Here is a 26,672-nt window from a genome sequence, read left to right as displayed (position 1 = left end):
CACACGAACGACGATGGGACTGGGTATGCAAGAGACGACCGTGAGGATCGCGGCGATCGTTCCCTGCCACAACGAGGAGATCACCGTCGCGAAGGTCGTCGGCGACCTCAAAGCCGCCGTCCCCGGCATCACGGTCTACGTCTATGACAACTGTTCGAGCGATCGCACCTCGCAGCGTGCCGCCGAGGCCGGCGCCATCGTGCGCAAGGAGAACGTCCCGGGCAAGGGCAACGTCGTCCGCCGCGCCTTCGCTGACATCGATGCGGACATCTACGTGATGATCGACGGCGACGATACCTACGAGGCTGCGCACCTGCCCGAGATGATCGATACCCTGATCTCGGGCCCCTACGACCACGTGCTCGGTGTGCGTCAGGACAACCAGGAGACGACCTCGTATCGGCCCGGCCATGAGGCGGGGAACCGGATGTTCAATCAGCTGACCGGGGCACTCTTCGGATCCGAGGTCTCCGACATGCTCTCGGGCTACCGGGTGTTCTCCCGCCGCTTCGTCAAGTCGTTCCCCGCGATCAGCCGCCGGTTCGAGATCGAAACCGAACTGACCGTGCACACGATGTCGCTGCGCCTTCCCACCACCGAGGTGGCCGTGGACTTCCGCGACCGACCCGACGGAAGCGAGTCGAAACTCTCGACGTTCAAGGACGGGTTCCGCATCCTCGGGCTCATCTCCGCGCTCGTGAGGCACGAGCGCCCGCGCCTGTTCTACGGCACCCTCACCGTGCTGCTCGCGGCTCTGTCGCTGGTCTTCGGTCTTCCTGTGGTCTGGGAGTTCTGGCAGACCGGACTCGTGCCGAGGTTCCCGACCGCGATCCTCGCCGCAGCTCTCATGGGTCTGGCGTTCCTGCTCGGCAGTGTGGGGCTGACCTTGGACGGTCTGCGGCGAGCGCGTCGTGAGACCTCCCGGTTGGTCTACCTCAGCCTGCCCGCAGTGTCCGGACGACCCTTCACGCAGCGTCAGGCTCCGCGACAGACCGGTCCCGCGGACCGAGAGTTCTCGACTTCGGAGGCAGAGATCTTTGCCGACCCGGCACGGATGAAGCCGAACCGGCAGGTGCGGGCACGCTTCGCTTCATGACCGAACTGCAACCGACGAATGATCTTCCGGATCCTCCTCACGCCGACTCACCCATGCCGGCGCCGAAGCCGGGGACGAAGACGCTGACGTCATCGTCACGGCTCACCGTTTCATCGATGCCCGATCTGCTGCGGCGACCACTGCTGTGGGATCTGCTGCTGGGAGTGCTCGTCGTGGCATGGTCGATGATCTTCCTGCGCTTGTTCTGGCCCGGTCGAGCCAACGTCGACATCGCCAATCAGTACCTACAGGCCACCGGGAAGACTCCGGTCACCGATTGGCATCCACCGGTGATGAGCGCGGTATGGCGGATGCTCATGGCCGTCACCGGAGCGCAGGGCAGCCTGCTTCTGCTGCAGGTCGTGCTGCTGGCTGCAGCCGCGTGGGCGATCGGTGTGCTCGTTCACCGGTCAGGAGCACCGAAGTGGGTGTCGCTCTTAGGGCCGGGCATGATGGTCACTCCCTGGGTCGTGTCGCAGATGACGACGTTGTGGAAGGACACGCAGATGGCTGTGGCTCTTCTCCTCGGCATCGTGCTCATCATGATCACGCGCTTCGTTCCGAAGTCGTGGCTGCTGTGGCTTCCTGCGCTGGTCCTCCTCGTCTACGCGGTGGGGGTGCGCAAGAACGCCGTGTTCGCGGTCGTCCCGATCGCTGTGTACGGCGGGTGGTGCCTGGTCCGTGCGTGGCGGAACCGACGTCGACGGTCGGGCAGTGTTGCCGTGCCCGCCGGTTCAGCCGATCCTGCGAGCTCGGTCGCGGTGACGAGCCCTGCGCAGAAGCGCCGCCCATTCCTGATTGTCGCAACGTCGCTCATCGTGCTCGTGCTCATCGGGGGAGGCGTCAAGGTCACCGATGCGATCATCGAATCGCAGACGAGCGTGAAGAAGACCGGTCAGATCTCCCAGATCTTCCTCGATGATGTGATGTTCTCCGTCCCTGATGCCGAGCTCAAGGCTGCGGGTGCCCCGAAGGAACTCACCGACCACATCAGCACCGCACGCGAGAAGTGCCTGGAGAAGGGTGAGATCTGGGACTCGTACTGGAACTGCTACGGCAAGGGCGAGAGCGGGGAGGACTTCTCGCCGATCGCTCATCAGGACGCACTCAAACGCCTCTGGCTCGACCATGTCATCACTCACCCGCTGCGCTACGTCGAATACCGGGCGTCGGTGTTCTCCTACTACTTCTTCACCTCCGCGGTCGAATACTGGCCGGCCGAATGGCACGTCGAAGCGGCGAAGGCCGGCCTCGACGAGGGTGACCCCAAGGCCGACTACATCGTCCGCCCCTATGTCGAGGACTTCGCCCTGGGCACGTTCCCGATGCTGTTCACTCCCTGGTTCTGGACTCTGGCGGCCATCGTGCTGCTCGGCCTCGCCTTCCGCTCGCACGGACGCGGCCGGCGACCGTACTCGCGGGCGCGGTCCTTCTGGCCCGAGATCACGACCTTGGCCGCCTCGGCGCTGTGCTATGTGTTCGGGTATTTCCCGATCGTGCCGGCCAACCATTTCCGGTACACCTTCTGGCCGGCGCTGGCCGTCACCGTCGCCTGTGTGCTCGCACTGTCGATGTGGAGGAGAGGTCGCACGGACGCTCCCACACCGCCGAGCGCAGCATCCAGCGAGTCCGAAACCTAGAGTCATAGACTGGCCTCAGTTATGAAAGAGTCATTCTCGGTCCGTCTCCGGCGCCTCGCGGTGGAAGCCTTCAAGTTCCTCACCGTCGGCGGGCTCGGCTATATCGTCGACGTCGGGCTGTCGAATGTCCTCGCCTACGGCCTCGGCCCGATCCCCGCTCTGCTCGAGGGCAGCCCGATCAAGTCGAAGATCATCTCCACGATCCTGTCGATGATCGTCGTGTGGATGGGCAACAAACTCTGGACCTACGGGGACCGGACCACCCATTCGAACCTGCGCGGCGTGGTCCTGTTCGTCGTCGTCAACCTCGTCGGCATGATCATCTCCGTCGTCCCGCTCGGTGTGACCTGGTACTTACTCGATATGCGCGACCAGCTCACCTATAACCTCTCGACGAACGTCATCGGCATCGGGTTGGCGATGATCTTCCGCTTCTACGCGTACCGGACGTGGGTGTTCAAAGACCAGACCCCCGACGCCGAGGTGGTCGTGCCCATGGAAGAGCCGAGCCGAGTCCCCGACGACCGGGGTTGAGCACAGTCGGCCAGTTCAGTGCTCTGCGGCATTCCCCGTCGAGACAACGGTTAAGCGCCGAGACCACTGTGTGTGCACCGTGGTTTCGGCGCTCAACCGTTGTCTCGGCGTTCGGTTCGAGACAATCGCGTCAGCGGGCGTAGCGGAGCTTGCGGTAGGCGCTGATGATCGGTGCCGGGGTGACGGTGCGCAGCTCCGCGCGCAGGAGCAGACGCTTCTGTTTGAGTGAGGCCGACCGCCGATTCGGCAGCTGAGCGGCCCGAGCGCGAGTGGCCAAGAGTCCGAGACTGCGACGCAGCTGCCCGTCGTCAGGGTGGAAGTAGTTCTCAGCCAGCCACTCAGGCTCAGGAAACCCGATGTCCCCGGCGGCCACCTCGGCCAGTGTTCCGGTGGCACCGGAATCGGCGAAGACGTCATTGAGCAGCTCGGCGCTGAAACCGAAGTCGGAGACGAGCAGAGTCGGCACACCGCGGTCGATGGACTCGAGTGCCGCTGTCGATGACACGGTGACCAACGCCGATCCCGGGCTCAGGAACTCGCTGAGCGGACCGTATCCCAGCTCGATGCGATCGGCACCGGGAACTCTGCGGGTCCGGAAGTCGGCGAGGATCGCGAAGTAGGAATGCTGCTCGTGATGGGTCTCGAACTCGCCGGGACGCGAGCGCATCTTGACCACGGCCGTCGACTCCGGATTCCGGTCGGCGAACTCGGCGAGTGCCGCAATGATCGCTTCGCGCTCGGCACGCTCGGCTGGGACCTTGGCCTGCGGGGCGAACACGAGGGTACGCGGAACCGCAGACGAGGCGGCGTGCGGGGCACGGGACGATGCGGGACCGGACGTCGGAGGGGCCGCCTCGGTGATGGTGGATGTCGTCAGCTGCGGGATGCCCTCCGTACGGAGCATCGGCAGGCGCCCCAACAGGACCTCACACGGCACCTGAGCTTCGGCGCTGGCCTCGGTGTAGGCGGTCACCTCGGCGAAGGAATGCGCGATGAACGCATCCATCAGCCGGCGATAATTCATGCCCTTGCCGCTGGCCGGCAGGCCCATGCCGGGCAGACCCGAGACCAGAGCCGGCCGGTCGGCACGATTGTGCGCGGTGAGGAAGACCTGCGCGACGATGGGTCCGGTCGCGGCACCGAGGATGATGTCGGGGGAGTGGTCAGCGATGACCTGAGCGAGGTCGGAGCGAGCGATGACGGGGATCTCGCGGTGTTGCCACGCGGTCCCGGCGACGGCATTGGCGATCTGCTCGGCGGTCGGCAGGATCGGGTTGTCGATGAGGAACACGCGGCCCTCGACATCCGGCAGGCCGGACAGAAGCTGGGTCGCCCATTTGAGGTAGGACTCGCTGTCGGAGACCGAGAGGATGCGGATGGGGTCGAGACCGGCCGATCGGCGCGGCGGTCGCATGGGACCGTCCGCGAAGGCCGAGGGGGAAAGGGGGTCGTCCGCGCGTGTGCGCTGCGAAATATGCGACGGCTGCGGCGGCGCGGCAGACAGCGACGGCGGCAGCAGGGGTCCGCTGGCGTGTGGGTCGGTGGGATCAGGAATCGTCATCTGCCTTGACCGATTGGGAGTTGAGGGTCTTTCGCAGACTATCCGGCGAGGCCCCGGTCCACCACTTCGCCGGGATCTCGGTGACCTGGATGTCGACATCGGGGTTGAGCACGGCCAGGGACACCGCCGCAGTCGAGGGCAGACTGCGGATCGTCGACTGCGGGGGCAGGTTGATCAGGCGCAGCTCGATGGGCAGTCCGAGGTTCTTGATCCGCACCCGGTCATCGCGGGCGAGGTCGGTGAGGAAGGCCTCGGTCTCACGACGGTGCGGATAGTAGGTGATCGAGCCGTGGGCGTCGATGATGTCATCGACCCAGGCCCGGTACGCGATGGCGTCGATGAGTCCGTCGGCGGCCAGAGACGAGCCGATGACCGGATTGTCACGTGGGTGGCTGCCGCCGGTGGGCAGCGTCTGGAGGTGTTCGAACCCGTGGCGGGTGATCTCGCCGCCGGCCTTGAGGAACGCCTTGCGCAGCGGTTTGGCCACCGGAAGGGCGGTGTGCCAGCGCAGCTTGCCCACTGTCGCCAGACCGCGCAGCCGATCGGCCACGTGGGCGGCCATCACCGCGCGGGAGGCCTTGAGCTTCTGCCTGGGACGCACCAGGGGGCCGCGCTTGGCGCTGAGGATCTCGATCGTCGAATAGGTGGCCAGGCCGTCGTCGAGGATGACGACCTCGGGCATGCGGCGCTCCAGATACGCCAATGCCAGGGCCTTGTGCACCTGGCCCGAGCAGGCATCTCCGAGGTAGATCCGGTCGAAGGCCGACTTCCGCAGCACTCCCGGCTTCGCGCCGTCGCGTTCGAGACGCACATTCTTCGGCAGCCAGGCGGGATCGAAGGCGTCGAGGAACGAGGCCATGCCCTTCGCGCTCGCCCTGGCCCTGATGAGCAGGTCCTCGTTCGGCTCGTGGGATTCGAGCGCGGAGAGGAACTGCAGCGGGGATTCGACGAAGGCGACCGAGAGCAGCCGCGTGCTCTTCTTCCCCGCGGAGTCGCGGTCCTTCCCCGCGGCCGGCACGGTCGACTGCGCCGACTTCTTGATCTTCTTCGGGTTCGACGTCTTCTCAGCCATCAGCAGTTCAGCCATTCTTCCTCAGCTTCGATGCATCGACGGTGATGCCGTAGTCCTTCAACACGTATTGGGTGCGTTTCGCCTGGGAGACCAGGCGCTGTTTCGCAGCACTGAGGGTCTTCCTGTGCCGAGGAATGTCCTGCTGACCGGGCAGGTCGAGCTTGGTCAGCCGTTTGCGCTTGAAGTACCTCATATCCGGTCCGCCGACCGCCCCGTGAAGGAAGTCGATCGCGTTCTGCCGCAGATAGGCTGCCGAAGTCGACTGCATGCAGTAGGTGACGGCATCGATGAGCGGATTGAGGTCACGTGTCGCGCCGGACCCGGCCCCCACCTCGGCGAGGTCACCCGGCAGCACATACCGGCCCGAGTGGAGAGCGTCGATGATGGTCAGCGGGATGCGGTTGCTGTTCTGGTAGGGCGCGAGCGCGTCCAGCAGTTCCGCGGTGCCGATGGCTGCGGTCTCACACCCGTAGAGTCCCTTCGCAGTCGCCAGTCCCGTCGAGAAGCATGAGACGACGAGTTCGGGACGGGTGGCGGAGACGACGATCTCGGCCAGCAGCGGAACCTCGGCGAGGACGAAGTCGAGGCCGAGCTCCTCACTGCGGCGGCGCAGCGGTCCGATCGTCGTCCGCGCCGACGTGGGGTGAGGTTTGAAGATCACCGTGGACAGTCCTGCGTCCTTGACCTCATCGATCATCTGCAGGTGCAGGTCGAGCTCCTCCTCGGCCGTGATGAGGTCGAGCTGCGCGAGGTACTGCCCGAGGACGAGCGCACTGCCGTCGATCGGCGCATCGAGGTGGGCAGCTCTCAGTTCGTCGGCCACCTCGGCGGTCATCTCATCGATGACCGCGGCGAGGTCCGCGGTCGGAAGCACCACCCGTTCGGGTGCGTGCTCGGCGAGTTGACGTGGGGTGATGCCGGGCAGCAGGTCCGTGTAGAAGATCGTCGACAGTCGCTGCCACTGGGGCAGGGTCAGAGGGTTGCGGATCGGTCCGTAGCTCATCAGACCGTCTGAATGGACGCTGATGTCAGCCGTGGCGAAGATCTGCGTGAGCGCCCCGGCGGGATGACCGGGGAGGGATTCGACGATGAGTGCGAGCGGCTCGTGATCATCGATGTCCCACTCTCGGCGCAGGGCGCGCTCCATGATCGGGGCGCGTTCGCCGGAGATGCCGAAGTCCTTCGGATGGTTCGGCCAGATCGTGGCGTTCCAGTCCACGACCCTATCGAAGTCGTCGAGCAGCCCCGCCGAGCCGGGCATGGCATCGGCAGCCGGGGTCAGCTCCGGAGCGAAGGAATTGTTCGCCACCACGAGGATGCGACGCTCATCCCGATCACCGAGGCGGCCGGAACGGATGAGAGCGGAGAGGTTCGCGAGCTGGTACTGGGTCGAGATCTCGATGATCTGCGTCATCAGCGGGCCCTCCTGACGATCGGTTCGATCACGGGCAGTCGGCGTTCGCCGTAGTTCGTCAGCGCGAGGTCGATGACGTCGTTGCCGATGTTCTTCAGCGTGTTGACGGCGCCGAGGTTGAGCTGCTCGCGCACGGTCCGCGACATCGATGAGCCACGGTTGACGATCTGGAAGTAGAGGATGGAGAGGAAGTTGCGCACGGCCTTCTGTTCGAAGCGGCGGAGACTCGGATCGGTCTCGAGCATCGCGAAGACCGAACGGAAGGCGGGAATGAAGTCGAGCTGACGTTCGTCGAAGATCGCCGTCAACGAGGTGGTGCTGCCCTTGCGATAACACAGGCCGGCGGTGTCGACCACGGCGAAGGAGTCGGACTCGAGATGGTGGCGCCACGTCCAGGGGCGATCCTCGCAGGTGCGCAGGGTCGGATCGAAGTCGAGGAGTCCGCGATCGGCCATCGCGCGCGAGTAGATGCCGGTCCAGCATTCCGGGAAGTCGACCATCGTCGAGGCGTCGTGGGGCAGGATGTGGTCGCGCGGATTGAGCGCCGTGTTGTGCTGTGCGCAGGGCGCCCGCCGCAGCTTCCGGTTGAAGCCGTTGACGATGAGGTAGTTCGTCTTGACGAAGTCGACGCCCAGACCGGTGATCGCATCGGTGAGGGAGCGTAAGTGTCCGGGGGCGTACCAGTCGTCGGCGTCGAGGTAGGTGATCGTCCGTCCGGTCGAGGCCTTGAGCGCGGTGTTGCGAGCCGTGGAGACGCCGCGTGATTGCGCGTTGCGGATCTCGACGAGGTTGAGCCGATCGCTGAACTCGGTGACCACTTCGGCGGTGTCGTCGTCCGAACCGTCATCGACGACGATGACTTCGAGCTCATCCTTGCCGAACCCCTGATTGACGAGGCCTCTGAGGCTGCCGCCGATGGTGTCTTCCGCGTTCTTCGCTGCGATGATGACGCTGACGACTGGAGCTGGCATTGGGTCCTTTCGCGAGACGGTCGTGGCAGTCGACGCTGCCGTGTCCGTGGTGTCCGGGCGGCCGCCCGGGGCTGGTGCTGTGCACGTCCGAACGATGGTAGGTTTCAGATGCGAACAGAAGGTGTCGAAAAGGTGTACAGCAACCGGGATTGCTATTCACCTCGAATTCTTCGGGGGCTCCTAGTCTTGGTCGATGCCGAGTATGCGACTCTTCCACTTCGACATTCCGACCTGGGGCAATTTCGGCGACAAGGCGCTGTTCCCTGTGGTCAGGGATGCTTTCCGCGTGCTCGGCGGCACAGCTGAGGCGGACGGGACACCGAACTTCACCTTCGCCTCGTCGGCCGCTCTGCGGCGCGAGGTCGACGAGGCGGCCGTGGCCCGGATCAATGCCACCGCGGACGCCGTCGTCATCGGCGGAGGAGGGCTGTTCCTCCAGGACACGAATCCGAACCGTCTCTCCGGGTGGCAGTGGAAGATCTCTCCCGAAGCGCTCGCCGCTCTCGACGTTCCGCTCATCGTCTACGCCCTCGGAGACAATCGGTTCCCCGGCCAGCCGGACTTCGACGAGCTCATGCGCACTCATGTCGGGCAGGTGCTCGACCAGTCGGTGTTCTTCGGCCTGCGCAACACCGGCAGCATGACGACGATGAGTGCACTGTTGGGGGAGCAGGATCGCATCATCTTCCAACCGTGCCCGACGACGATCCTCGATCACCTCTACGCCCCGCTGGCGGGCAGCCGACCGGACCCGAGGCAGAAGACCGTGGCCATCCAGATGCTCGTCCATGCTCGTCAGATCGCCGCCGGCTACGATGCCGAGACCATCCACGAGGCGACCGTGCGCGCCGCCCGGATCCTCGTGAGCACGGGGTGGACGGTGGTGAGCACGCCGTTCCACCCCGATGACGCGGAGGTCTCCCATCGCCTCATCACCGAGGTGCCCGAGGTCGAGGAGGTGCGCCTGTACGGCCATGACGTCGACTTCTTCTCCGGCCTCGAACTCTTCACCTCCGTGCCGTATGTGCTCGGTGGCCGCGGGCATGCGCAGATGATTCCCTTCGGGGTCGGGGCGATCCCCGTCTCTGTGGATCTGCATGCGAAGCTGCGGTACTTCGCCGCCGATATCGGTCACCCGGAGCTGGTGGTGCCGGTCGAACCTGAGGGGCTGAGAGGCGGAGAGCCGGGAGGAGCAGTCGATCCCGCCGAGGCGGCCGGGAGCGACGATCCGACGCGGCCCGCCGATTCCGCTGGGTCACGTACCCACGCAGCCCATTCCGCTGGGTCACGTGCCCACACGGCCGCGGCACTGGCCGAACGAATGGTCGCTGCTCTCGAAGACGCGTACGCGTCCGGCCCGGAACTGCAGGCCGATCTTGCCGATTCTCGAGCACGGTTCGCCGCGATCACCGCAGAGAACCTCGCCGCGATCCACGATTCGCTGAGCCCCGGTCCGTCGCAGAGTCACAGAAGTCCGCTCCGCACCGCGGAGGACATCCGTGCCGAAGCCTTCCACGTCGCCGCCATCGCCGAATCCGACGAGGTCGCCGCCCTGCAGACGCGTGCGCTGAAACGGGCCGATCGGGATCTCGACCAGGCACGGCGCGAACACGCACGCGCCCTCGAAGAAGCTCAGATCAGATTCCAGGAGAAGCTGCGCACTGTCGAAGGTGAACGCGACGAAGCGCTCGCCGAGGTCGAGCACCAGCATGGGCGAATCGCCGCATTCGACACGCGGATCGCGCAGCTGCGAGCTGAAGTGACACAGTCTTCCCGGGCGCTCGACGCCGTTCGCGATCGCACTGCCGGTGAGGAGGCGAGGGTGCTCGTCACCAAGCTCCGGCACGGAATCCGGTGGAGGATCCGCCGTCTGAAACGTCGCCGCTGACGACGACGGGCGACTGACCGGCCACCTCGGTGGGCTCGGGAACCCGTCTATCAGCCTCGGCGCCAGAATGCGCATCGGCGCCACCACCTCGGTGAGGTGATGGCGCCGATGCACCGGGCTGTTCCGGGCACGTGCCCGGTGTCAGCTGCGGATCAGACGGTGACCTTGCGCAGCGAATCGATCTTCGATTCCTCACCCGGCATGATGCGCTTCTCGCCGTCGCCGAATGCGGTCTCGAGGACGCGGACGCCCTTGACGAGCGAGGCGAACTCGCGCGGTTCCATCGACGCGGACTGGTCCGAACCCCACATCGAGGAGTCCAGTGTGATGTGGCGCTCGATGGTCACAGCACCCAGTGCCGCGGCGGCGAAGGAGATCTCGAGTCCGAGTTCGTGACCGGAGTAGCCCACGGGCACGCCGTAGCGCTCACGCATGGCCGGGATAGCCTTGAGGTTGACCTCTTCGGGCGGCAGCGGGTAGGTCGAAGTGGCGTGCATGAGCACAAGCTTGTCACGGTCGAAGACCTCGACGGCCCGATCCAGGGTGGCCCAGTCGGACATGCCCGAGGAGCAGAGCACGGGCTTGCCGGTCGCGGCGATCGCGCGCAGCAGCTCGAAGTCCGTCAGCGAGGCCGAGGCCACCTTGTACGTGAGCGCATCGAACTCGGTCTCGAGGAAGTCCACCGAGTCGGTGTCCCATGGGGAGGCGAACCACTGCAGTCCGACCTCCTTGGCGTAGCGGTCGATCTCGGTGTACTCGTCGATGCCGAACTCGACGCGGTGCTTGTAGTCGATGTAGGTCATCTCGCCCCACGGGGTCGAGCGGATCTTCGACTTCTGGTGTTCGGGGACGGCGACCTCGGGGTTGCGCTTCTGGAACTTCACGGCGTTCGCGCCGGCGGTGACGGCGACATCCATGAGCTGCTTGGCGATCTCGACGTCTCCGTTGTGGTTGATGCCGATCTCACCGATCATGTACACGGGCTGATTCGGGCCGACGAGCTGATTGCCGATGGCCACGGGGGCGAGTTGATCAGTCATGAAACCTGCTTTCGATTGGCACGCGGTGTGGCTGCGTGGGTGGTGAGCAGCGGCTGCTGCCCGGTTGACGGTTGACGGTCGGTGAAGGTGGCGGATACGGAGGTCAGGGTCGGTCCGGGGAGGTGCCCGGCCGCCTCGGCGGGGATCGGGATGAGGTCGCAGACCTCGCGGACGGCACCCCTGCCGCCGGGGCGGTCGAGGACCACGCGGGCAGCGGCGATGACCTTGGGGTGGGCGTCGGCGACCGCGATGGGCCAGCCGACGACGTCGAAGGCCTCGAGGTCGTTGATGTCGTTGCCGACGTAGGCGACGCGGGCCGGGTCGAGGCCGTTCGTCTCCATCCACGCGCTGAGGATGTGGGCCTTGTTGTCGATGCCCTGGGCGACGTCGACGTGCAGCTTCTCCGCGCGGCGGGTGACGACCGGGTTGCGTTCCTTCGACAGGATCATCACGGGTACGCCGGCCTTGACGAGGCGGGAGACGCCCATGCCGTCGCCGCGGTGGATGCGGACCTGCTCATTGCCCTCCTCGTCGACGTAGGCGCCGTCGTCGGTGTGGACGCCGTCGAAGTCGGTGACCAACGCGTCGACGTCGATGACCTGTGCGGTCTCCTGCGTGGAGGCGATGGCGCGGACGAGGGAGAGGTCGGACATGTCGTCGATCTCGCGGGCGTGCTCGGGCGGGACCTCTTCGATGCCGATGCGACCGAAGAAGCGGTGCTCGTGCTCGATGAGGCCGGCGGTGCGCATGACGTAGAACGCGCCGGTCTCGTTGAAGTGCTGGGCGCGGTCCTGGCGGCGGGGGCGATAGCTGGCCTCATGACCGACGGCCACGGCGGTGTCGTCGTCATCGAGGCGCCACAGGAAGGAGTGGTCCTCGACGGCGGAGAACACGACGTCGGCGTCATCGTCGCGGACGGTGCGCACCGCATTCTCTATTGAGGCGGAGTCGATGAAGGGGGAGGTGCACTGCATGAACACCGTGATGTCGAAGTCGTCATCGAGGGTCGACAGGGTGTGGATGAGTGCGGATTCGCTGGTCGCGGTGTCCCCGGCGATGGCAGCGGGGCGGCGGGAGACCTCAGCACCGGCGCGCTGGGCTTCGGCGGCGATGCCGTCGTGGTCGGTCGAGACGATCACGCGGTCGATGCTCGGGCTGGCCTGAGCGGCACGGACGGCGCGGGCGAGGAGGGAGACGCCCGCGACCTTCTGCAGGTTCTTCAGCGGGATCCCCTTGGAACCGCCGCGCGCCGGGATGATGGCCACGGTCCGGGATGGTGCGGGGGTCGGCGCAGTGGGGGACGTGCGGGTGGTGCTGGTGCTTTCTGCCGCTGGGTCAGCGGCCGCGGTGGTGCCTGCTCCCGGCGTCGGCTCGGGGGCATTCGGTTCAGGGGTCGTCGAAAGGTCATTCACAATGATTCGACGCTAACGACGCGGTGTTACCTCAAGGTGAACACGCCATGTCTCCGAGACGACCCTTCGATGGCGAACGCATGTCGTTTGCGCACAGGGCAGGTTGAGGTCGGTCGTGCTGAAAGGCGGGATGCTCGCCGAGGTGGCGAGACCTCGAGCTGCGGACCCGTCACCGCCAGGTGATGTTCCACATTCGGTTGTTCCAGGCGGAGAAGGGGATGACTTCGCCGGTGTAGATCGGCCAGAAGTAGGCGAACGCAAGGACGGAAGCGGCCAGGACGAGTCCGACGGCCATCCGGCGGGACAGCAGTCCGACCGAGACGCGGGCGAAGAGCCGCTTGGTCGCTGAGCCGGTGCTTGTCCCCATGCCGGCGCCGGACTTCGCGGCGGTGCCGGACTCGACCTCCGTGCCGGATCTGAGGCCGGCGGGGGCCCTGCCGGCCGGCGCTCGGCCCCACAGCAGGGTGAGGCAATAGGTCACGGCGAGCACCACGAAGGGGACCATGACGATCGTGTAGAACGTGAAGATCGTCCGCTCCTGGTAGGCGAACCACGGCAGCCAGGTCGCGGCGAGTCCGGCGAGGATGACGGCCGGGCGGACGTCTCGACGGATGATCCACACGACCAGGCAGATGAGCACCGCGAAGGGCGCGAGTCCCCAGATCACCGGGTTGCCCACCGAGGTGATCGCCGAGGAGCATTTCTCCGCCATGCACCCCATCGAGCCGTGGTCGTAGGACTCGTAGTAGAACGACGTCGGCCGCCATTGCACGATCCAGCCCCACGGATTCGACATGTACGGGTGTTCGGAATCGAGGCCGACGTGGAACGAATACGCCGTGTAGTGATAGTGCGCCAGCGACGGCAGCCACTGCAGCCAGTCCGGCAGCGACTGCCACCAGCCGAAGTTCTCGGCCGCCCAGTGCCGATCCCACGCATTGTCGGACCGGATCCAGCCGGTCCAGCACACCAGATAGGTGACGAAGGCGACCGGCACGAGTTTGAGGAACGACGGGACGGCATCGCGAAGCAGTGTGCCCAGCCACGGATGCACGACTCCGGCCTTGTACCGCGAATGCACGTCCCAGGCGACCAGGAGGATCCCGAACACGGCGGCCGCATAGAGGCCCGACCACTTCACACCCATGGCCAGGCCGATGCTGATCCCCGCGGCGATCACCCAGGGACGCACGCCGAGGCGGGGCCCGAAATTCACCATGTCCCCGGACTTGGCCCGACGCCTGCGTCGGGTGCGGGTCTCGGGGTGGGCCGCCTCGGCGAGGGTGGAATCGGTGCGGTGGGAATCGGTGGGATGGGAGTCGGTGCGTGTGGGGTCGGTTCGCTGAGCATCGCTGTGCGGGGACGCCGCAGGCGAAGCCGTCCAACGGGCGAGGCGCTTGGTCACCTGTTCGCGATCGAGCACGATGAAGAAGAAGGCGAGGAGCACGAAGGCCATGAGGACGATGTCGAGCAGGCTCGTGCGGGAGTGGACGAAGTGCTCACCGTCGACGGCGAGCAGCCCGGCGGCGACGCAGGCGAAGAACGCCGAGCGGAAGAGCTTCCAGGCGATGACGCCGAGGAGGAAGATCGTCAGGGTGCCGATGATCGCCACGGAGAAGCGCCAGCCGAAGGAATCGTCGGCGCCGAAGAGGTGGATGCCGATGCCGATGAGCCATTTGCCCAGCGGCGGGTGGACGACGTATTCGGGGTCGGGCTCGATGACGCTGGGATCGCCGGCGTTGAAGGAGTCGTCGGCGTTCTCGGGCCAGGAGCGTTCGTAGCCGAAGGTGAAGACCGAGTACCCGTCCTTGACGTAGTAGGTCTCGTCGAAGATCAGACGGTGGGGGAAGTCGAGGCGGTACAGGCGCAGGGCTGCGCCGATGCCGGTGATGATGAGCAGGGCCGGCCACATCCACAGTGGCGCGCGGGTGGCCCACATGCCGGCGTGGAAGGTCTGCCTCCGCATGGCAGCGGCTCCGGCGCGCACCTTCTCGCGTCGCCTCGCCAGGCGTTCGCGGGCGATGCGCCGGGTGGGGGCGACGCGCCGCGTGGCGGTCGGAGAGTCTGCGGTGTGTGTCATCGTCATCCAGTTTAGAGAGCGGGCGCGATCGGACTCTCATACGACCCGCAGGGAAGGTAGTGGCATGTGGGGTGCGTGCGGGGTGGGCGTCGGCGGGAAGCGCTCGCGGAAACTGGACTCGGAGGGGGTGTGGGGGATGAGGTTCGGCACGGACTGTGGTCTCGGCGAGCATTCGCCGGCGCGGACGACTAGGGTAGTCGAAGACAGCCAGAGTCCGAGCCAGAACGGTGAAGCACGTGTCTCACAACCCCGATTACCGACCGAACCCGCCTCAGGTCGGCTCGCAGCAATTCAACAACTACGGGTCCCAGCCCCAGAACGGTTCGGGACAGTATTCACAGGGTCAGGCGAATGGGCAGGGCCAGCCGTACTCGCAAGGTCAGCAGTATGGGCAGAGTCAGCCTTTCGGGCAGAATCAGCCGTATGGGCAGGGCGGAGGCTACGGACAGGGCGGCTACAGCCAGCCGGGTGCTTCCGGGTGGTACGGCCATCAGGGTTCGTACGGGCAGTCAGGGGCCTACAGTCAGCCTGACGCTTACGCTCAGCAGAGTGCCTACAGTCAGCAAGGTTCCTACAGTCAGCCGATGACCTACGGTGCGCAGCCGATGATCGTCCGGCCTGTGGCGAACAAGATGGCTGTGTGGTCGATGTGGATGGGCATCGGCGGCGTCGGCGGCGGGTTCGTCTGCGGTGTGCTCTCGCTCGTCCCGTTCATCGGCTACCTATTCAGCTTCATCGCGATGTTCCTCTGGATCGCACCCGTGCTCGCCATCATCTTCGGACACGTCGGGCTGAGCCAGATCAAGCGCACCGGTGAGGAGGGACGCGGACAGGCCATCGCAGGTCTGATCATCGGATACGTCAGCATCGGTCTCGGACTGCTGAGCATCCTCATCGTAATCGGCATCTTCGGGATCGGTTTCCTGGCCATGATGGGCGGTCACTGAGCGTCTTTGACTGATCCGGCACTCGCCACGCATGGCAACGGGGTGTGGTGGGACACGTGATGACCCGCCTCGGCGCGGAAGATTCCGGCCTTGGCATCCGTGGTGCAGGACTGCAACACGATTCGGAGTTCGGTCGCGCCGCACATCGATAGCGTTGGTGGCAGACAACGGGAACTGCGAACTCGGTTCCCTGAGACCGGCTAGAGCTATCGGAGAGCGACTGACATGGATACGCGCCAACTGCCCATCGGCAGCACCTACACCGGATCGAACCGTTCGTCGGCAGCGAACGGATCAGTGTCGGCCGCCTCGGTGCCGGCTGGCGCTACCGTGGTTCCGGCCCCTGTGCACATGCCCGCCACCTACGGCAACCCGGCCCCGGTGCACACACCTGTCACCTACGGCAACGCGGCCCCGGTCGTCATCTACCAGCAGGTGGCTCCGACGAATTCCGCGGCGATCGTCTCGCTGGTGCTCACGCTCATCTCGTTCGTCTCTTCCGCCTTCTTCTTCGGCATCGTCGGAATCATCTTCGGCCATGTCGCCCGCTCGCAGATCAAGAAGCGCGGTGAGCAGGGAAACGGAATGGCAGTGGCCGGCCTGTGGTTGGGCTACCTCAGCGTGCTGTTCTGGATCGGCTTCTGGCTCGTCTACTTCGGTATCGTCGCCGTGATGATCGGAGTCGGCATCGCAGCAGAAGGCGGAACAGTCAGCTGACGAATCCTGGCGACGAGGACCGGGCCGCTGTGCTCTCCCGACTGCCCCTGACCGCACCACAACTGTGACAGACCTGTAACCGCCCCACCTTTTGCCGGATTCGACGACTCTGTACCGTTGAAGGCACACACAAGGAGACCTCACCATGAGCAGCCAGAACAACTGGAACAATCCGGACATGTACTACCAGCAGCCTCAGTCGAACGCGGGCGGAGGTTACGGGGCACAGTCCTACGGCTCCAACGCGGCCTACGCTGCCAACACGCAGTACGCCGGCGGTCCCGGCTACGTCTACCAGCCGCTGCCGCCGAACAATGTGCTGGCCATCGTCGGTATGTGCGTCTCGATCTTCGGGTTCATCTCGTCGTTCTTCATCGCGGGGATCGCCGGAATCATCATGGGCCACATCGCCCGCAGACAGATCCGGGAACGCGGAGAACGCGGCGACGGCATGGCGCTCGCGGCACTGTGGGTCGGTTATATCGGCACCGCTCTGTGGATCCTCTTCTGGGTTCTCTACGTCGGAGTCTTCGTCCTCATCTTCGGTGTGGCGATGGTCGGCGCAGGCTCGGCCAGTTGAGTTCAGAACCATTCGTGACGCAGGAGCCCGGTATTTCTGAGCCTCTCGCCGGCGACTCCGATACCTCCGAGCCCGGTCGTGACACTGCCGAGCACGAATCCGACCTCGGCGAGCCCTGCGCCGACCTGAGCGAACACCGACCCGACCTCACAGGCGGTCGACTCATCCTCGTCGGGACTCCGATCGGCAACCTCGGCGATGCGAGTCCGCGGATGAGGCAGGCCATCGAAACCGCCGATGTCATCGCCGCCGAGGACACGCGCCGGTTCCTCTCCCTGGCTCAACGGCTGAACCTCACCCACACGAACCGCGTCATCAGCGTCTTCGACCACAACGAGGGGCATCGCGCGCCCGAACTCGTCGACCTCATCGCCGCAGGTGAGACCGTGGTTCTGCTCTCCGACGCGGGAATGCCCGCCGTCTCCGATCCCGGTTATCGCGTGGTCAAGGCCTGCGCCGAGGCGGGGCTGGCCATCTCGTCGACCCCTGGCCCGTCCGCGGTGCTCATGGCCTTGGCGGTCTCCGGGCTGCCGAGTGACCGCTTCAGCTTCGAAGGGTTCCTGCCTCGGAAGTCCGGGCAGAGAAAGTCACTGCTCGAGGAACTCAAGGCCGAGAAGCGGACGATGGTCTTCTTCGAAAGCCCCCACCGCATCGTCGACGCAATGGACGACTTCGCCGAGGTCATCGGCGACGACCGGCCCATGAGTATCAGCCGCGAACTCACGAAGACCTACGAGGAGACCCTGCGTGGGACCGTCGGATCCCTGCGGGAACTCGCCGCAGACGGCTTGCGTGGGGAACTCACCCTGGTGCTCGCCGGCGCCACCGAGGTCGAGACGGCACCGGAGGACCACCTCGGCGAGGTCAGCGCTCTGGTCGATTCCGGCATGCGGGCGAAGGAAGCCGCCGGACAGGTGGCGAAGAGTTTCGGACTGTCGAAACGAGACGTCTACGAGGCCTGGCTCCACCGCGAGTGAGGCCCGCTGGGCGTGTGGCTGGCTGTGGGTGAGCTGCGAGTGACGCCCTCTTCACCGAGAATGAGCCGCGCGTGACGCTCTCGCGGGCGGATCCCAGGCGCGTGAGCGTGCGGTGCACTCAGGGTCCACTTCGACTCAAAGTCTGTTGAAAAGTTCGGCACACCTTTCTCCGAGGTACTCACCGAAGAACGTGAGTACTTCGGAGCAGCGTGTGGCGGAGGTGGCGTGCAAACGTGCTCGCCGCGGGATTGCGCGGGTTGCGGGAGAGTAGCAGCGTTCGACTTGTGTGCACATGGTGAATGACTCAGGCGTTCAGCGTTGTTGATGGCTAGATGCTATCCACAGGCCGTAGATCGGCCAATGACATTGTTCCCCGCGCATCGGCATTCTCAGGAGCATGACCCTTGATTACCTGGATAAGTACAACGTCGTCGACTATCAGACGTTGAGGTCGATGGGAATGTCTCATGATGTCATTGCCGACGCAGTCGATTGCTGCATGCTGAAACTGACTCGTGGGAACTATTCGATCGTGAGTGCCTGCTCGAAACGAAAGCATCAGTCGGCTTCGGTCTTGATCACCGACGAAGACTGGACCGAGTATTTTCGAACGACAACGCCGCGGGACAGAGCCAACGACTTCCGTTTCCGCGAGCACCTGGCTCGCCTGAGCATTGTGCACTATCGCCACTTCAGGTCAGACGACGTTCTCAGCGGAGTATCGGCCGCTCTCGTCCACGACTTGCCGCTCTTCTCCCAGGATCTGCTGCCGATCACCGTTGTCCACCCGTCTGCGTGCTCGGCAAGCGTTGAGATCATCCGCCGACGGCGCAGATTCAGCGCGGACGATCTGTGCATTGTCCACGGCCTCAGGTGCTTCACACACGTAAAAACGGGACTTGACCTGATTGCTGAGCTGAGCCCGGCGGACGGTATGGCTGCACTGGAGGGAGGACTGCGTGCGCAAGTCGAACGAGAGACGGGAAACCGCACGCTCGGAATGAAAGATCCTCGGCGGATGCACAGTATCGGGCGGGAGATCGTCGAGCGCGACTTCGTTCCGGCCGCCCACCGTCTCAGCCGCGGCAAGGTGCGGGCACTGTCGATCCTTTCAGTCATCAGCCCCCTCTCGGAGAACTACGCCGAAAGCCGTACTTCGTTCGCCCTGCATCAGTTGGGTCTGCATGACTTCACGCAGCAATGGAACGTCGGTCTCGACGGCTCGATCCTGGCGCGGCTCGACTTTCTGCACGTGCCGACGAAGACGGTGTTGGCCTTCGACGGCGATCAGAAGTATGCCGATGCCGGCGCCGCCAGGCTCAAACATGAAGGGCGACAGCAGAACGAGCTGATGAATATGGGGTTCCGAATCGTTCACATGAATTTCAGCGATGTGCTCAACCTGAAGCGTTTTGGGACGAAGCTGTTCGGTCAAGCTCCGCAACTTCTTCAGTACAGAAGGAACCCGACTCTGCGATGAACCCGACTGGTGCCTGCGGGTCGGCGGAATAGTAGTGCGGTGGAGTGCGTGCGACGCTGCGGCGGAGCGGTGCGACGCTGCTACAGCGGACCGGGGAATCGGTGAAGCGACAGGCAGGCCGACGGCAACGGGTGATCTGCAACAGGCGACCGACCACTGCGGATTTGGGGTGAACGGCGAGATGGTTGCTTGCGAGGGACACATCTCTCCGAAATACTCACGTTTTTCGGTGAGTCTTTCGGAGAAGGGTGTGCCGAATCCGAGGATCAGCGGGCTGAGTCCGTGCGAGTTGCGCTTTCTGCGCAGAAAGGAGACGTTCAGTCACCATCGGTACGCTGAATGCAAGAGGCCCGCTTCCAGAACTGGGGTGCTCAGCGCAGACCGTGCCGAATGCCGTGGGTTCCGCGGCAACGGCTCCACACCCCCGCCCGTACCGCCCACCTCCCACAGGCCCCTCCCACAGCCGCCGCCGGCGGCCCCACACCGCGGACCCGTGCACGCCCGCAACCGCACGTCCCTTAGACTGAGTGACCTATGGGTTACTACTTGACGACAGCGATTGCCTACCCCAATGGGGCCATTCACATCGGGCATGCCTATGAGTACATTGCGGCCGACACGATCGCCCGGTTCAAGCGACTGGACAATCACGAGGTCTTCTTCGCAACCGGCACCGATGAGCACGGGCTGAAGATGCTGCAGGCCGCGAACAAGCTCGGCATCACGCCCAAGGAACTCGCCGACGACAACGCGAAGAACTTCCGCGACACCCAGCTCGCCCTCGGCTCGACCTTCGACCGGTTCATCCGCACCACGGACGAAGACCACTACGCGGCGTCGAAGGCCATCTGGCGCAAGCTCGAAGAGGCTGGCGACATCTACCTCGACACGTACTCCGGTTGGTATTCGGTCCGTGACGAGGCCTTCTACACCGACGACGAGACCGAGGTCGTCGACGGCGTGCGCCTGTCCAAGGAGACCCGCACCGAGGTGACCTGGACGGAAGAGGAGTCCTACTTCTTCCGTCTCTCGAAGTACCAGGACAAGCTGCTCGAGCTGTACAAGACCCATCCCGAGTTCATCGGTCCCGATTCCCGCCGCAACGAGATCGCGTCCTTCGTCGCCTCCGGCCTCAAGGACCTCTCAGTCTCCCGCACTACCTTCGACTGGGGAGTTCCCGTGCCCGGCAACGAGAAGCACGTGATGTACGTGTGGATCGACGCTCTGACGAACTACCTCACCGCCGCCGGTTACCCCGATGACCAGGAACGTCTGAGCAAGTGGTGGCCCGCCGACGTTCACATCATCGGCAAGGACATCATCCGCTTCCACAGCGTCTACTGGCCCGCGTTCCTCATGAGCGCCGGCATCGACCTGCCCAAGCGCGTCCACGCCCACGGCTTCCTCTTCAACTCCGGAGAGAAGATGTCGAAGTCCGTCGGCAATGTCGTCGACCCGCTCGACCTCGTCGACGCCTTCGGCCTGGACACGCTGCGCTTCTTCCTCTTCCGCGAGTTCTCCTACGGCCAGGACGGGTCCTACACGAAGGACTCGATCATCACCCGGAAGAACTCGGATCTGGCCAACGAGTACGGCAACCTCGCCCAGCGGTCCCTGTCGATGATCGCGAAGAACTGCGACGCCCAGGTGCCGCAGCCCGGTGAGCTCACCGAGGCGGACGAGGCCCTACTCGCAGTCGCCCGGGCCGTGCCCGACACCGCCCGCCGCCATGTCGACACCCAGGCCCTCCACCTCTACGTCGAGGCTTGCTGGAAGGTGCTCTCCGAGGCCAACCGCTACTTCTCCGCGCAGGAGCCGTGGAAGCTGAAGAAGACCGATCCCGAGCGCATGGCCACCGTGCTGTGGGTGACGATCGAGGTCGTGCGCATCATCTCGATCCTCATCCAGCCCGTCATGCCCGAATCCGCCGGCAAGATCCTCGACCTCCTCGGCGTACCCGCAGGCGCTGGTGAGGCCGGAGCGAAGGTTCTGCCGACTGCGACCGAATCCGGGTCCGGCGCCGAGGCGGATCCCCGGTCCTTCGCCGCCGTCGAGTTCCCGCTCGAGCCGGGCACACCCCTGCCGAAGCCCGAACCCGTGTTCCCGAAGTTCGTGGAGGAGACCGAGTAATGGCCTCGCGCGCCGCCGGAACCTATCCACCGGTGCCCGAACCGCTCGCCCACCCCGTCGTCGACACCCACACCCACCTCGACATCTGCACCGGAGTGCGGCTGCCGCTGGGGGCCGGTGAGCCCGAACCCGAGGTGACCCCGAACGAGGACGAGGAGTTCCCCTCGCTCGACTTCTTCCACGACACCGCCGCCGAGGCGGGGGTCCGTCGCATCGTCCAGATCGGCTGCGACCTCCCGGCAGCCCGGTGGACGACCGAGCTCGTGGCATCGCAGTATGCGGCCGGCCGGACGTGGATGCTCGGTGGTGCGGCCCTGCACCCGAACGAAGCTCCGCGGCTGGCCGAGCGTGGTCTGCTCGACGATGCTCTGGACGAGATCGAGACTCTCGTGACCTCGCATGATCGCATGCGTGTGGTGGGGGAGACCGGCCTCGACTACTTCCGCACGGGAGAAGAGGGAGTCGCCGAACAGCAGCGCTCCTTCCGCGCCCACATCGAGATCGCCAAGCGCACCGGACGCGCCCTGCAGATCCACGACCGCGAAGCACACGCTGATGTGCTGCGCATCCTCAAAGAGGAAGGCGCTCCCGAGGTCACGATCTTCCACTGCTTCTCCGGCGACGAAGCGATGGCCAGGGAATGCGCGACAGAAGGCTATTACATGTCCTTCGCCGGCAACCTCACGTTCAAGAACGCCGATGAGCTGCGCCGAGCTGCAGCCGCCGCACCGCTCGAGCTGCTGCTGACCGAGACCGACGCACCGTTCCTCACCCCACACCCGCACCGCGGGAAGCCGGGCGGGCCGTACCTCACCGCGATCACCGCGCGGAAGCTCGCCGAGGTGCGCGACATGAGCGAAGACGAACTCTGCTCAGCCGTGTGGGCCAACGCCGAGAGGGCCATCGGCAGCTGGGACTGAGGCCGGAGCGAATCTCGTCCCCGGCGACGAGGACATGCTCGGAAGCGTCGTACGCTGCCCAAGCCAGCCCCCTGATCTGTGAGCAGGGTAACGGACCGCAGGGCCGCCTCGGCGGGGGATTGTCACGGTCTGAAAACCCCGAAAACACGGGGGAATTCCAGGTCAGACGGGCACTCAGCAAACTCCCATCGTTACATTTCCGTGATATTTTGCCAGCGGTGTAACGAATCGGTTACAGTGGTCAGGTCGATAAACTCTGCTCAGGGATATTTTTGTGATTGATTTTCTGAAGAACCGCAAGGTTCAGATCGCTGCTCAGGCGGTCGTGATCACCGGACTCGTCGGTGGTACGGGCGCTGTTGTAACGATGAACAAGCCTGTGACCTTGGACGTCAACGGTCAGGCCGAGGAGATTCGCACCTTCGGGGGAACCGTCGGTGACATCCTCGACAGCCATGACATCGACGTCGACAAGCGCGACCAGGTCAAGCCCGGCGTCGGCACGAAGGTCGACCGGGACATGACGATCACGGTCAACACCGCGAAGAAGGTCTCGCTGTCGGTCGACGGCAAGAAGTCGAGCGAATGGACCAACGCGAACACCGTGGGTCAGGCACTCGCCGACCTCGGCGTCGACGCGAAGGGCGCCGACCTCAACGCCGATGCCAAGCAGCGGCTGAAGGAAGACGACAACGACATCGACGTGACCACGTCGAAGGACCTCACCGTCGTCGCCGACGGCAAGGACCACAAGGTCTCGGCTGCCGTGGGCACCGCGAAGGAAGCACTGCAGGAATCGGGCGTCAAGCTCAAGAAGGACGATTTCCTGTCCGTGCCGATGTCCGCCGATCTCTCCGACGGACAGGTGCTCACCGTCAACCGCGTTGAGAACAAGACCGTCAAGGACAAGCAGGCCATCAAGGCCAAGGTCGAGACCAAGAAGTCCGACTCCCTCTACCAGGGTGAGACCAAGGTCGAGTCAGAAGGCAAGGACGGCGAGAAGCAGGTCGTCTACAAGGTCAAGACCATCAACGGTGAAGAGGTCAAGAAGGAGAAGAAGGACGAGAAGGTCCTCTCCGAGCCCAAGACCAAGGTGGTCGTCCAGGGAACCAAGAAGAAGGAGACCCCGGCCGACACCGGCGGCTCCGACTCGGGTGACTCCGGCGACTCAGGCGATTCCGGTGACTCGAGCACCGGCGGCGGCTCCGGTTCGAGCGGCGGCTCCATGAGCACCGCCGAGATCAAGGCGATGCTCGGCGGACCCGGATCCAAGTGGTACCAGGTCGTCGAATGCGAGTCGAACTTCGACCCCAAGGCCTCGAACGGCACCCACTTCGGTCTGTTCCAGTTCCTTCCGCAGACCTGGCACTCCATGGGGGGCAGCGGCAATCCGTCCGACGCCAGCCCGCAGGAGCAGTTCCAGCGTGCGAAGAAGCTCCAGGCCCAGGAGGGTTGGGGACAGTGGTCCTGCGCCTGATCTGAGATCAGAGCCGCAGTCGCTGACTGGCAGTCCGTGGCTGGCAGCCTGACGGGCAATAGACCGTCGGCCGCTGTTGACAACAGATATCGACAACTGAGCTGAGGCGGCCGACACAGCGCGGGCCCCGGGAGAGATCCCGGGGCCCGCGCTCTTTTGGCAAGTAGGTGCCTGCCTTGTTGCCGGGCTGTGCCTACTACTCCCGGCCTTGTCTGCCGCTGCCAGCTTTACCTCACGCTGCCAGCTTTGCTTACCGCTGCAGGCCCATGGGCTGGTTGACCCAGGCTTGTGTTGGGCCGGCAGCTCCCAGCTGCGGAATTCACCGCCGCGCCCCCTGAGATGCGGCCCGGCCCGGCGAGTTCCGGACGATTCGTGCGGGAAACGAGTGCCGAATCCCGCGCGAAACGTCCGGAACTCTGCAGGTGAGGCCGGGTCGTGCCCGGGATCTCGGGAGTGGAAGTTCGGCCCGCGCCGAAACTTGCAAGCTGGGGCCTGACTGCGCCGCACGAACAGACGTCGCCCCTCCTTGCCGTTCGGGCGTCGGCCCACCCGCTCTTTTGGCACCCAATCTGAACTTTCGCCCAGAGCATGACGAATTGTTGGCACTCAAGTTGACCGAGTGCTAAGAGCGTTCTAGAGTCGAATTAGCACTAGCACTCAACGAGTGCCAGTTTCATAAGACGGTCGAATCGCTCGGCACCCGCGACGACGAGAGGTTCATGGCAGCAGCCGCCGTCTGACTCAATGAAGAATGAACCCAGCGAAGGGAGAGGGCCCGATATGTCGGTCTCCATCAAGCCACTCGAAGATCGGATTGTCATCCGTCAGGTCGAAGCAGAGCAGACTACCGCCAGTGGTCTGGTCATTCCCGAAACCGCCAAGGAAAAGCCTCAGGAAGGCGAAGTTGTCGCAGTGGGCCCGGGTCGCGTTGCCGACAACGGAAACCGCGTGCCGGTCGACGTCGCCATCGGCGACAAGGTCATCTACTCCAAGTACGGAGGAACCGAAGTCAAGTACGCCGGCGAAGAGTTCCTCGTGCTCTCGGCTCGCGACGTGCTCGCCGTCATCGGCTGAATCCCCTGAACAACTAACCCGCAGACAGGAGGACGAATGCCTAAGACACTGGAATTCAACGACGAAGCTCGTCGTGCGCTCGAAAAGGGCGTCAACACCCTCGCCGACACCGTCAAGGTGACGCTGGGACCCAAGGGCCGCAACGTCGTGCTCGACAAGAAGTGGGGCGCCCCCACGATCACGAACGACGGTGTGACCATCGCCCGTGAGGTCGAGGTCGACGACCCGTACGAGAACCTCGGCGCTCAGCTGGCCAAGGAAGTCGCCACCAAGACCAACGACATCGCCGGTGACGGAACCACCACCGCGACCGTGCTCGCCCAGGCCTTCGTCAACGAAGGACTGCGCAACGTGGCCGCAGGCGCCGCTCCCGGTGCACTCAAGCGCGGCATCGAGACCGCCGTCGAGGCTGTCTCGCAGCAGCTCGGCACCATCGCCCGCGATGTCGCCGACTCCTCGGAGATCGCGCACGTCGCCGGTCTGTCCGCCCAGTCCGAAGAGATCGGCAAGCTCATCGCCGACGCCTTCGACAAGGTCGGCAAGGACGGCGTCATCACCATCGACGAGTCGCAGGCCGCGTCCGTCGAGCTCGAAGTCACCGAAGGTATGCAGTTCGACAAGGGCTACCTCTCGCCGCACTTCGTGACCGATGCCGATCGTCAGGAGGCTGTGCTCTCCGACGCTCTCATCCTCATCAACCAGGGCAAGATCTCCAACATCCAGGAGCTCCTGCCCGTCCTCGAGAAGGTGCAGCAGGCCGGCAAGCCGCTGTTCATCATCGCCGAGGACATCGAGGGCGAGGCTCTGTCGACGCTGGTCGTCAACAAGCTGCGCGGCATCCTCAACGTCGCCGCCGTCAAGGCTCCCGGCTTCGGCGACCGCCGCAAGGCCATCCTCGAGGACCTCGCTGTCCTCACCGGTGGCCAGGTCGTCACCCCGGATATGGGCATGAAGCTCGACCAGATCACTCTGGAGGAGCTCGGCAACGCCCGCACCATCACCGTCACCAAGGACAACACCACGATCATCGATGGTGCCGGTGCCGACGATGCTGTTGCCGGCCGTATCGCTCAGATCCGCGCCGAGGTCGAGAACACCGACTCCGACTGGGACCGCGAGAAGCTGCAGGAGCGCTTGGCCAAGCTCTCCGGCGGTGTCGCCGTCATCAAGGTCGGCGCCGCCACCGAGGTGGAGCTCAAGGAGCGCAAGCACCGCGTCGAAGACGCCGTGTCCGCAACCCGTGCAGCCATCGAAGAGGGTGTCGTCGCCGGTGGTGGGTCGGCTCTGATCCACGCCGCGAAGGTCCTCGAAGGCAACGACCTCGGACTGTCCGGGGACGCCGCCACGGGTGCCGACATCGTCAAGCGCGGTGTTGTCCAGCCGCTGCGCTGGATCGCTGAAAACGCCGGTCAGGACGGATACGTCGTCGTCGCCAAGGTCCAGGACCTCGAGTCCGGCCAGGGCTACAACGCCGCAATCAACGAGTACGGCGACCTCATCGGCGCTGGGATCATCGACCCCGTCAAGGTCACCCGTTCGGCTCTGCGCAACGCCGCTTCGATCGCGGCCCTGGTTCTCACCACCGAGACCCTGGTCGTCGAGAAGAAGGAAGACGAGGACGAGGACTGAGCATCACCCTCGATCCGCGTCAGCGCTGACTGA

The 26,672-nt window shown here is 64.9% G+C and carries 21 protein-coding genes; 14 read left to right on the top strand and 7 right to left on the bottom strand.

Annotation, left to right across the window (positions count from 1 at the left end; translation table 11 throughout):
* Positions 1-25 precede the first annotated feature (25 nt).
* From GUY23_RS14125 to GUY23_RS14115, 3 genes are read left to right on the top strand one after another with little or no spacing between them, the layout of a single operon-like run.
* Positions 26-1,096 (top strand): glycosyltransferase, encoded by a 1,071-nt coding sequence (locus GUY23_RS14125; RefSeq protein WP_166973307.1) that lies wholly within the window; start codon positions 26-28, stop codon positions 1,094-1,096.
* Complete coding sequence (locus tag GUY23_RS14120) at positions 1,093-2,736, top strand: hypothetical protein (protein WP_166973305.1); 1,644 nt, start codon at positions 1,093-1,095, stop codon at positions 2,734-2,736. The genes GUY23_RS14125 and GUY23_RS14120 overlap by 4 nt, the downstream gene beginning before the upstream one ends.
* A 21-nt stretch (positions 2,737-2,757) precedes the next feature.
* Positions 2,758-3,270, top strand: a complete 513-nt coding sequence (locus tag GUY23_RS14115) for a GtrA family protein (RefSeq protein WP_166973303.1) — start codon at positions 2,758-2,760, stop codon at positions 3,268-3,270.
* A gap of 130 nt (positions 3,271-3,400) precedes the next feature.
* Here the strand turns inward: GUY23_RS14115 and GUY23_RS14110 are convergent, their stop codons facing one another.
* The 4 genes from GUY23_RS14110 to GUY23_RS14095 all read right to left on the bottom strand — a co-directional run bounded on the left by GUY23_RS14110 (position 3,401) and on the right by GUY23_RS14095 (position 8,288).
* Complete coding sequence (locus tag GUY23_RS14110; protein WP_228282364.1) at positions 3,401-4,684, bottom strand: DUF6716 putative glycosyltransferase; 1,284 nt, start codon at positions 4,682-4,684, stop codon at positions 3,401-3,403.
* Between the two features lie 133 nt (positions 4,685-4,817).
* Positions 4,818-5,918 (bottom strand): hypothetical protein, encoded by a 1,101-nt coding sequence (locus GUY23_RS14105; RefSeq protein ID WP_228282362.1) that lies wholly within the window; start codon positions 5,916-5,918, stop codon positions 4,818-4,820.
* Positions 5,911-7,317 (bottom strand): polysialyltransferase family glycosyltransferase, encoded by a 1,407-nt coding sequence (locus GUY23_RS14100; RefSeq protein WP_166973301.1) that lies wholly within the window; start codon positions 7,315-7,317, stop codon positions 5,911-5,913. Before GUY23_RS14100 ends, GUY23_RS14105 begins: the two co-directional genes overlap by 8 nt.
* On the bottom strand, positions 7,317-8,288 hold the full coding sequence (locus GUY23_RS14095) for a glycosyltransferase family 2 protein (RefSeq protein ID WP_166973299.1): 972 nt from the start codon (positions 8,286-8,288) through the stop codon (positions 7,317-7,319). Before GUY23_RS14095 ends, GUY23_RS14100 begins: the two co-directional genes overlap by 1 nt.
* A gap of 193 nt (positions 8,289-8,481) precedes the next feature.
* Here GUY23_RS14095 and GUY23_RS14090 point away from each other — a divergent pair, with 193 nt between their 5' ends.
* Positions 8,482-10,176: a polysaccharide pyruvyl transferase family protein gene (locus GUY23_RS14090; RefSeq protein WP_166973297.1), complete on the top strand. Its 1,695-nt coding sequence runs from the start codon at positions 8,482-8,484 to the stop codon at positions 10,174-10,176.
* A 152-nt stretch (positions 10,177-10,328) separates the two neighbouring features.
* On the opposite strand, the gene GUY23_RS14085 is transcribed toward GUY23_RS14090, so the two are convergent.
* The 3 genes from GUY23_RS14085 to GUY23_RS14075 all read right to left on the bottom strand — a co-directional run bounded on the left by GUY23_RS14085 (position 10,329) and on the right by GUY23_RS14075 (position 14,708).
* Complete coding sequence (locus tag GUY23_RS14085) at positions 10,329-11,216, bottom strand: N-acetylneuraminate synthase family protein (RefSeq protein ID WP_166973295.1); 888 nt, start codon at positions 11,214-11,216, stop codon at positions 10,329-10,331.
* Entirely contained in the window at positions 11,213-12,475 is a 1,263-nt protein-coding gene (locus GUY23_RS14080) for a cytidylyltransferase domain-containing protein (protein WP_166976174.1), read from the bottom strand. Before GUY23_RS14080 ends, GUY23_RS14085 begins: the two co-directional genes overlap by 4 nt.
* A gap of 322 nt (positions 12,476-12,797) precedes the next feature.
* The gene (locus GUY23_RS14075; protein ID WP_166973293.1) at positions 12,798-14,708 is read right to left on the bottom strand and encodes a dolichyl-phosphate-mannose--protein mannosyltransferase; all 1,911 of its coding nucleotides are present in this window, start codon (positions 14,706-14,708) and stop codon (positions 12,798-12,800) included.
* 236 nt (positions 14,709-14,944) lie between these two features.
* Between GUY23_RS14075 and GUY23_RS14070 the strand changes: the two genes are divergently transcribed.
* From GUY23_RS14070 to groL, 10 genes are all read left to right on the top strand, one after another.
* Positions 14,945-15,655 carry a DUF4190 domain-containing protein gene (locus GUY23_RS14070; protein ID WP_228282357.1) on the top strand — a complete coding sequence of 237 codons (711 nt, stop codon included), beginning with the start codon at positions 14,945-14,947 and terminating at the stop codon, positions 15,653-15,655.
* A 225-nt stretch (positions 15,656-15,880) separates the two neighbouring features.
* Complete coding sequence (locus tag GUY23_RS14065; RefSeq protein WP_166973289.1) at positions 15,881-16,372, top strand: DUF4190 domain-containing protein; 492 nt, start codon at positions 15,881-15,883, stop codon at positions 16,370-16,372.
* Between the two features lie 145 nt (positions 16,373-16,517).
* Positions 16,518-16,952 carry a DUF4190 domain-containing protein gene (locus GUY23_RS14060; protein WP_166973287.1) on the top strand — a complete coding sequence of 145 codons (435 nt, stop codon included), beginning with the start codon at positions 16,518-16,520 and terminating at the stop codon, positions 16,950-16,952.
* 125 nt (positions 16,953-17,077) lie between these two features.
* Positions 17,078-17,929 carry a 16S rRNA (cytidine(1402)-2'-O)-methyltransferase gene (rsmI, locus tag GUY23_RS14055; protein WP_208085592.1) on the top strand — a complete coding sequence of 284 codons (852 nt, stop codon included), beginning with the start codon at positions 17,078-17,080 and terminating at the stop codon, positions 17,927-17,929.
* A 397-nt stretch (positions 17,930-18,326) separates the two neighbouring features.
* Positions 18,327-19,409, top strand: a complete 1,083-nt coding sequence (locus GUY23_RS14050; protein ID WP_166973285.1) for a hypothetical protein — start codon at positions 18,327-18,329, stop codon at positions 19,407-19,409.
* A gap of 534 nt (positions 19,410-19,943) precedes the next feature.
* Complete coding sequence (gene metG / locus GUY23_RS14045) at positions 19,944-21,539, top strand: methionine--tRNA ligase (protein WP_166973283.1); 1,596 nt, start codon at positions 19,944-19,946, stop codon at positions 21,537-21,539.
* The gene (locus tag GUY23_RS14040) at positions 21,539-22,459 is read left to right on the top strand and encodes a TatD family hydrolase (protein WP_166973281.1); all 921 of its coding nucleotides are present in this window, start codon (positions 21,539-21,541) and stop codon (positions 22,457-22,459) included. The genes metG and GUY23_RS14040 overlap by 1 nt, the downstream gene beginning before the upstream one ends.
* A 274-nt stretch (positions 22,460-22,733) precedes the next feature.
* A complete protein-coding gene (locus GUY23_RS14035; RefSeq protein ID WP_166973279.1) occupies positions 22,734-23,936 on the top strand; it encodes a resuscitation-promoting factor in 1,203 nt (400 codons plus the stop codon).
* A gap of 780 nt (positions 23,937-24,716) precedes the next feature.
* Positions 24,717-25,010 (top strand): co-chaperone GroES, encoded by a 294-nt coding sequence (gene groES / locus GUY23_RS14030; protein ID WP_166973277.1) that lies wholly within the window; start codon positions 24,717-24,719, stop codon positions 25,008-25,010.
* 36 nt (positions 25,011-25,046) lie between these two features.
* Positions 25,047-26,639 (top strand): chaperonin GroEL, encoded by a 1,593-nt coding sequence (gene groL, locus GUY23_RS14025; RefSeq protein ID WP_166973276.1) that lies wholly within the window; start codon positions 25,047-25,049, stop codon positions 26,637-26,639.
* Positions 26,640-26,672: the final 33 nt, after the last annotated feature.

Source organism: Brevibacterium atlanticum, from assembly GCF_011617245.1.
In the GTDB taxonomy this organism is placed as follows: Bacteria; Actinomycetota; Actinomycetes; order Actinomycetales; family Brevibacteriaceae; genus Brevibacterium; species Brevibacterium atlanticum.
The sequence above is the reverse complement of the archived record's forward strand: the minus strand, read 5'-3'. Positions and strand labels throughout refer to the sequence as shown.

What these genes read in the sequence shown, in the direction of transcription:
- GUY23_RS14065 (WP_166973289.1), top strand. Translation starts at nt 15,881, where the DNA reads ATGGATACGCGCCAACTGCCCATCGGCAGCACCTACACCGGATCGAAC.
- GUY23_RS14050 (WP_166973285.1), top strand. Translation starts at nt 18,327, where the DNA reads ATGACCCTTGATTACCTGGATAAGTACAACGTCGTCGACTATCAGACG.
- GUY23_RS14085 (WP_166973295.1), bottom strand. Translation starts at nt 11,216, where the DNA reads ATGACTGATCAACTCGCCCCCGTGGCCATCGGCAATCAGCTCGTCGGC.
- GUY23_RS14105 (WP_228282362.1), bottom strand. Translation starts at nt 5,918, where the DNA reads ATGGCTGAACTGCTGATGGCTGAGAAGACGTCGAACCCGAAGAAGATC.
- GUY23_RS14120 (WP_166973305.1), top strand. Translation starts at nt 1,093, where the DNA reads ATGACCGAACTGCAACCGACGAATGATCTTCCGGATCCTCCTCACGCC.
- GUY23_RS14075 (WP_166973293.1), bottom strand. Translation starts at nt 14,708, where the DNA reads ATGACACACACCGCAGACTCTCCGACCGCCACGCGGCGCGTCGCCCCC.
- GUY23_RS14100 (WP_166973301.1), bottom strand. Translation starts at nt 7,317, where the DNA reads ATGACGCAGATCATCGAGATCTCGACCCAGTACCAGCTCGCGAACCTC.
- metG (WP_166973283.1), top strand. Translation starts at nt 19,944, where the DNA reads ATGGGTTACTACTTGACGACAGCGATTGCCTACCCCAATGGGGCCATT.
- GUY23_RS14110 (WP_228282364.1), bottom strand. Translation starts at nt 4,684, where the DNA reads ATGCGACCGCCGCGCCGATCGGCCGGTCTCGACCCCATCCGCATCCTC.
- groES (WP_166973277.1), top strand. Translation starts at nt 24,717, where the DNA reads ATGTCGGTCTCCATCAAGCCACTCGAAGATCGGATTGTCATCCGTCAG.
- groL (WP_166973276.1), top strand. Translation starts at nt 25,047, where the DNA reads ATGCCTAAGACACTGGAATTCAACGACGAAGCTCGTCGTGCGCTCGAA.
- GUY23_RS14125 (WP_166973307.1), top strand. Translation starts at nt 26, where the DNA reads ATGCAAGAGACGACCGTGAGGATCGCGGCGATCGTTCCCTGCCACAAC.
- GUY23_RS14040 (WP_166973281.1), top strand. Translation starts at nt 21,539, where the DNA reads ATGGCCTCGCGCGCCGCCGGAACCTATCCACCGGTGCCCGAACCGCTC.
- GUY23_RS14115 (WP_166973303.1), top strand. Translation starts at nt 2,758, where the DNA reads ATGAAAGAGTCATTCTCGGTCCGTCTCCGGCGCCTCGCGGTGGAAGCC.
- GUY23_RS14090 (WP_166973297.1), top strand. Translation starts at nt 8,482, where the DNA reads ATGCCGAGTATGCGACTCTTCCACTTCGACATTCCGACCTGGGGCAAT.
- GUY23_RS14060 (WP_166973287.1), top strand. Translation starts at nt 16,518, where the DNA reads ATGAGCAGCCAGAACAACTGGAACAATCCGGACATGTACTACCAGCAG.
- GUY23_RS14095 (WP_166973299.1), bottom strand. Translation starts at nt 8,288, where the DNA reads ATGCCAGCTCCAGTCGTCAGCGTCATCATCGCAGCGAAGAACGCGGAA.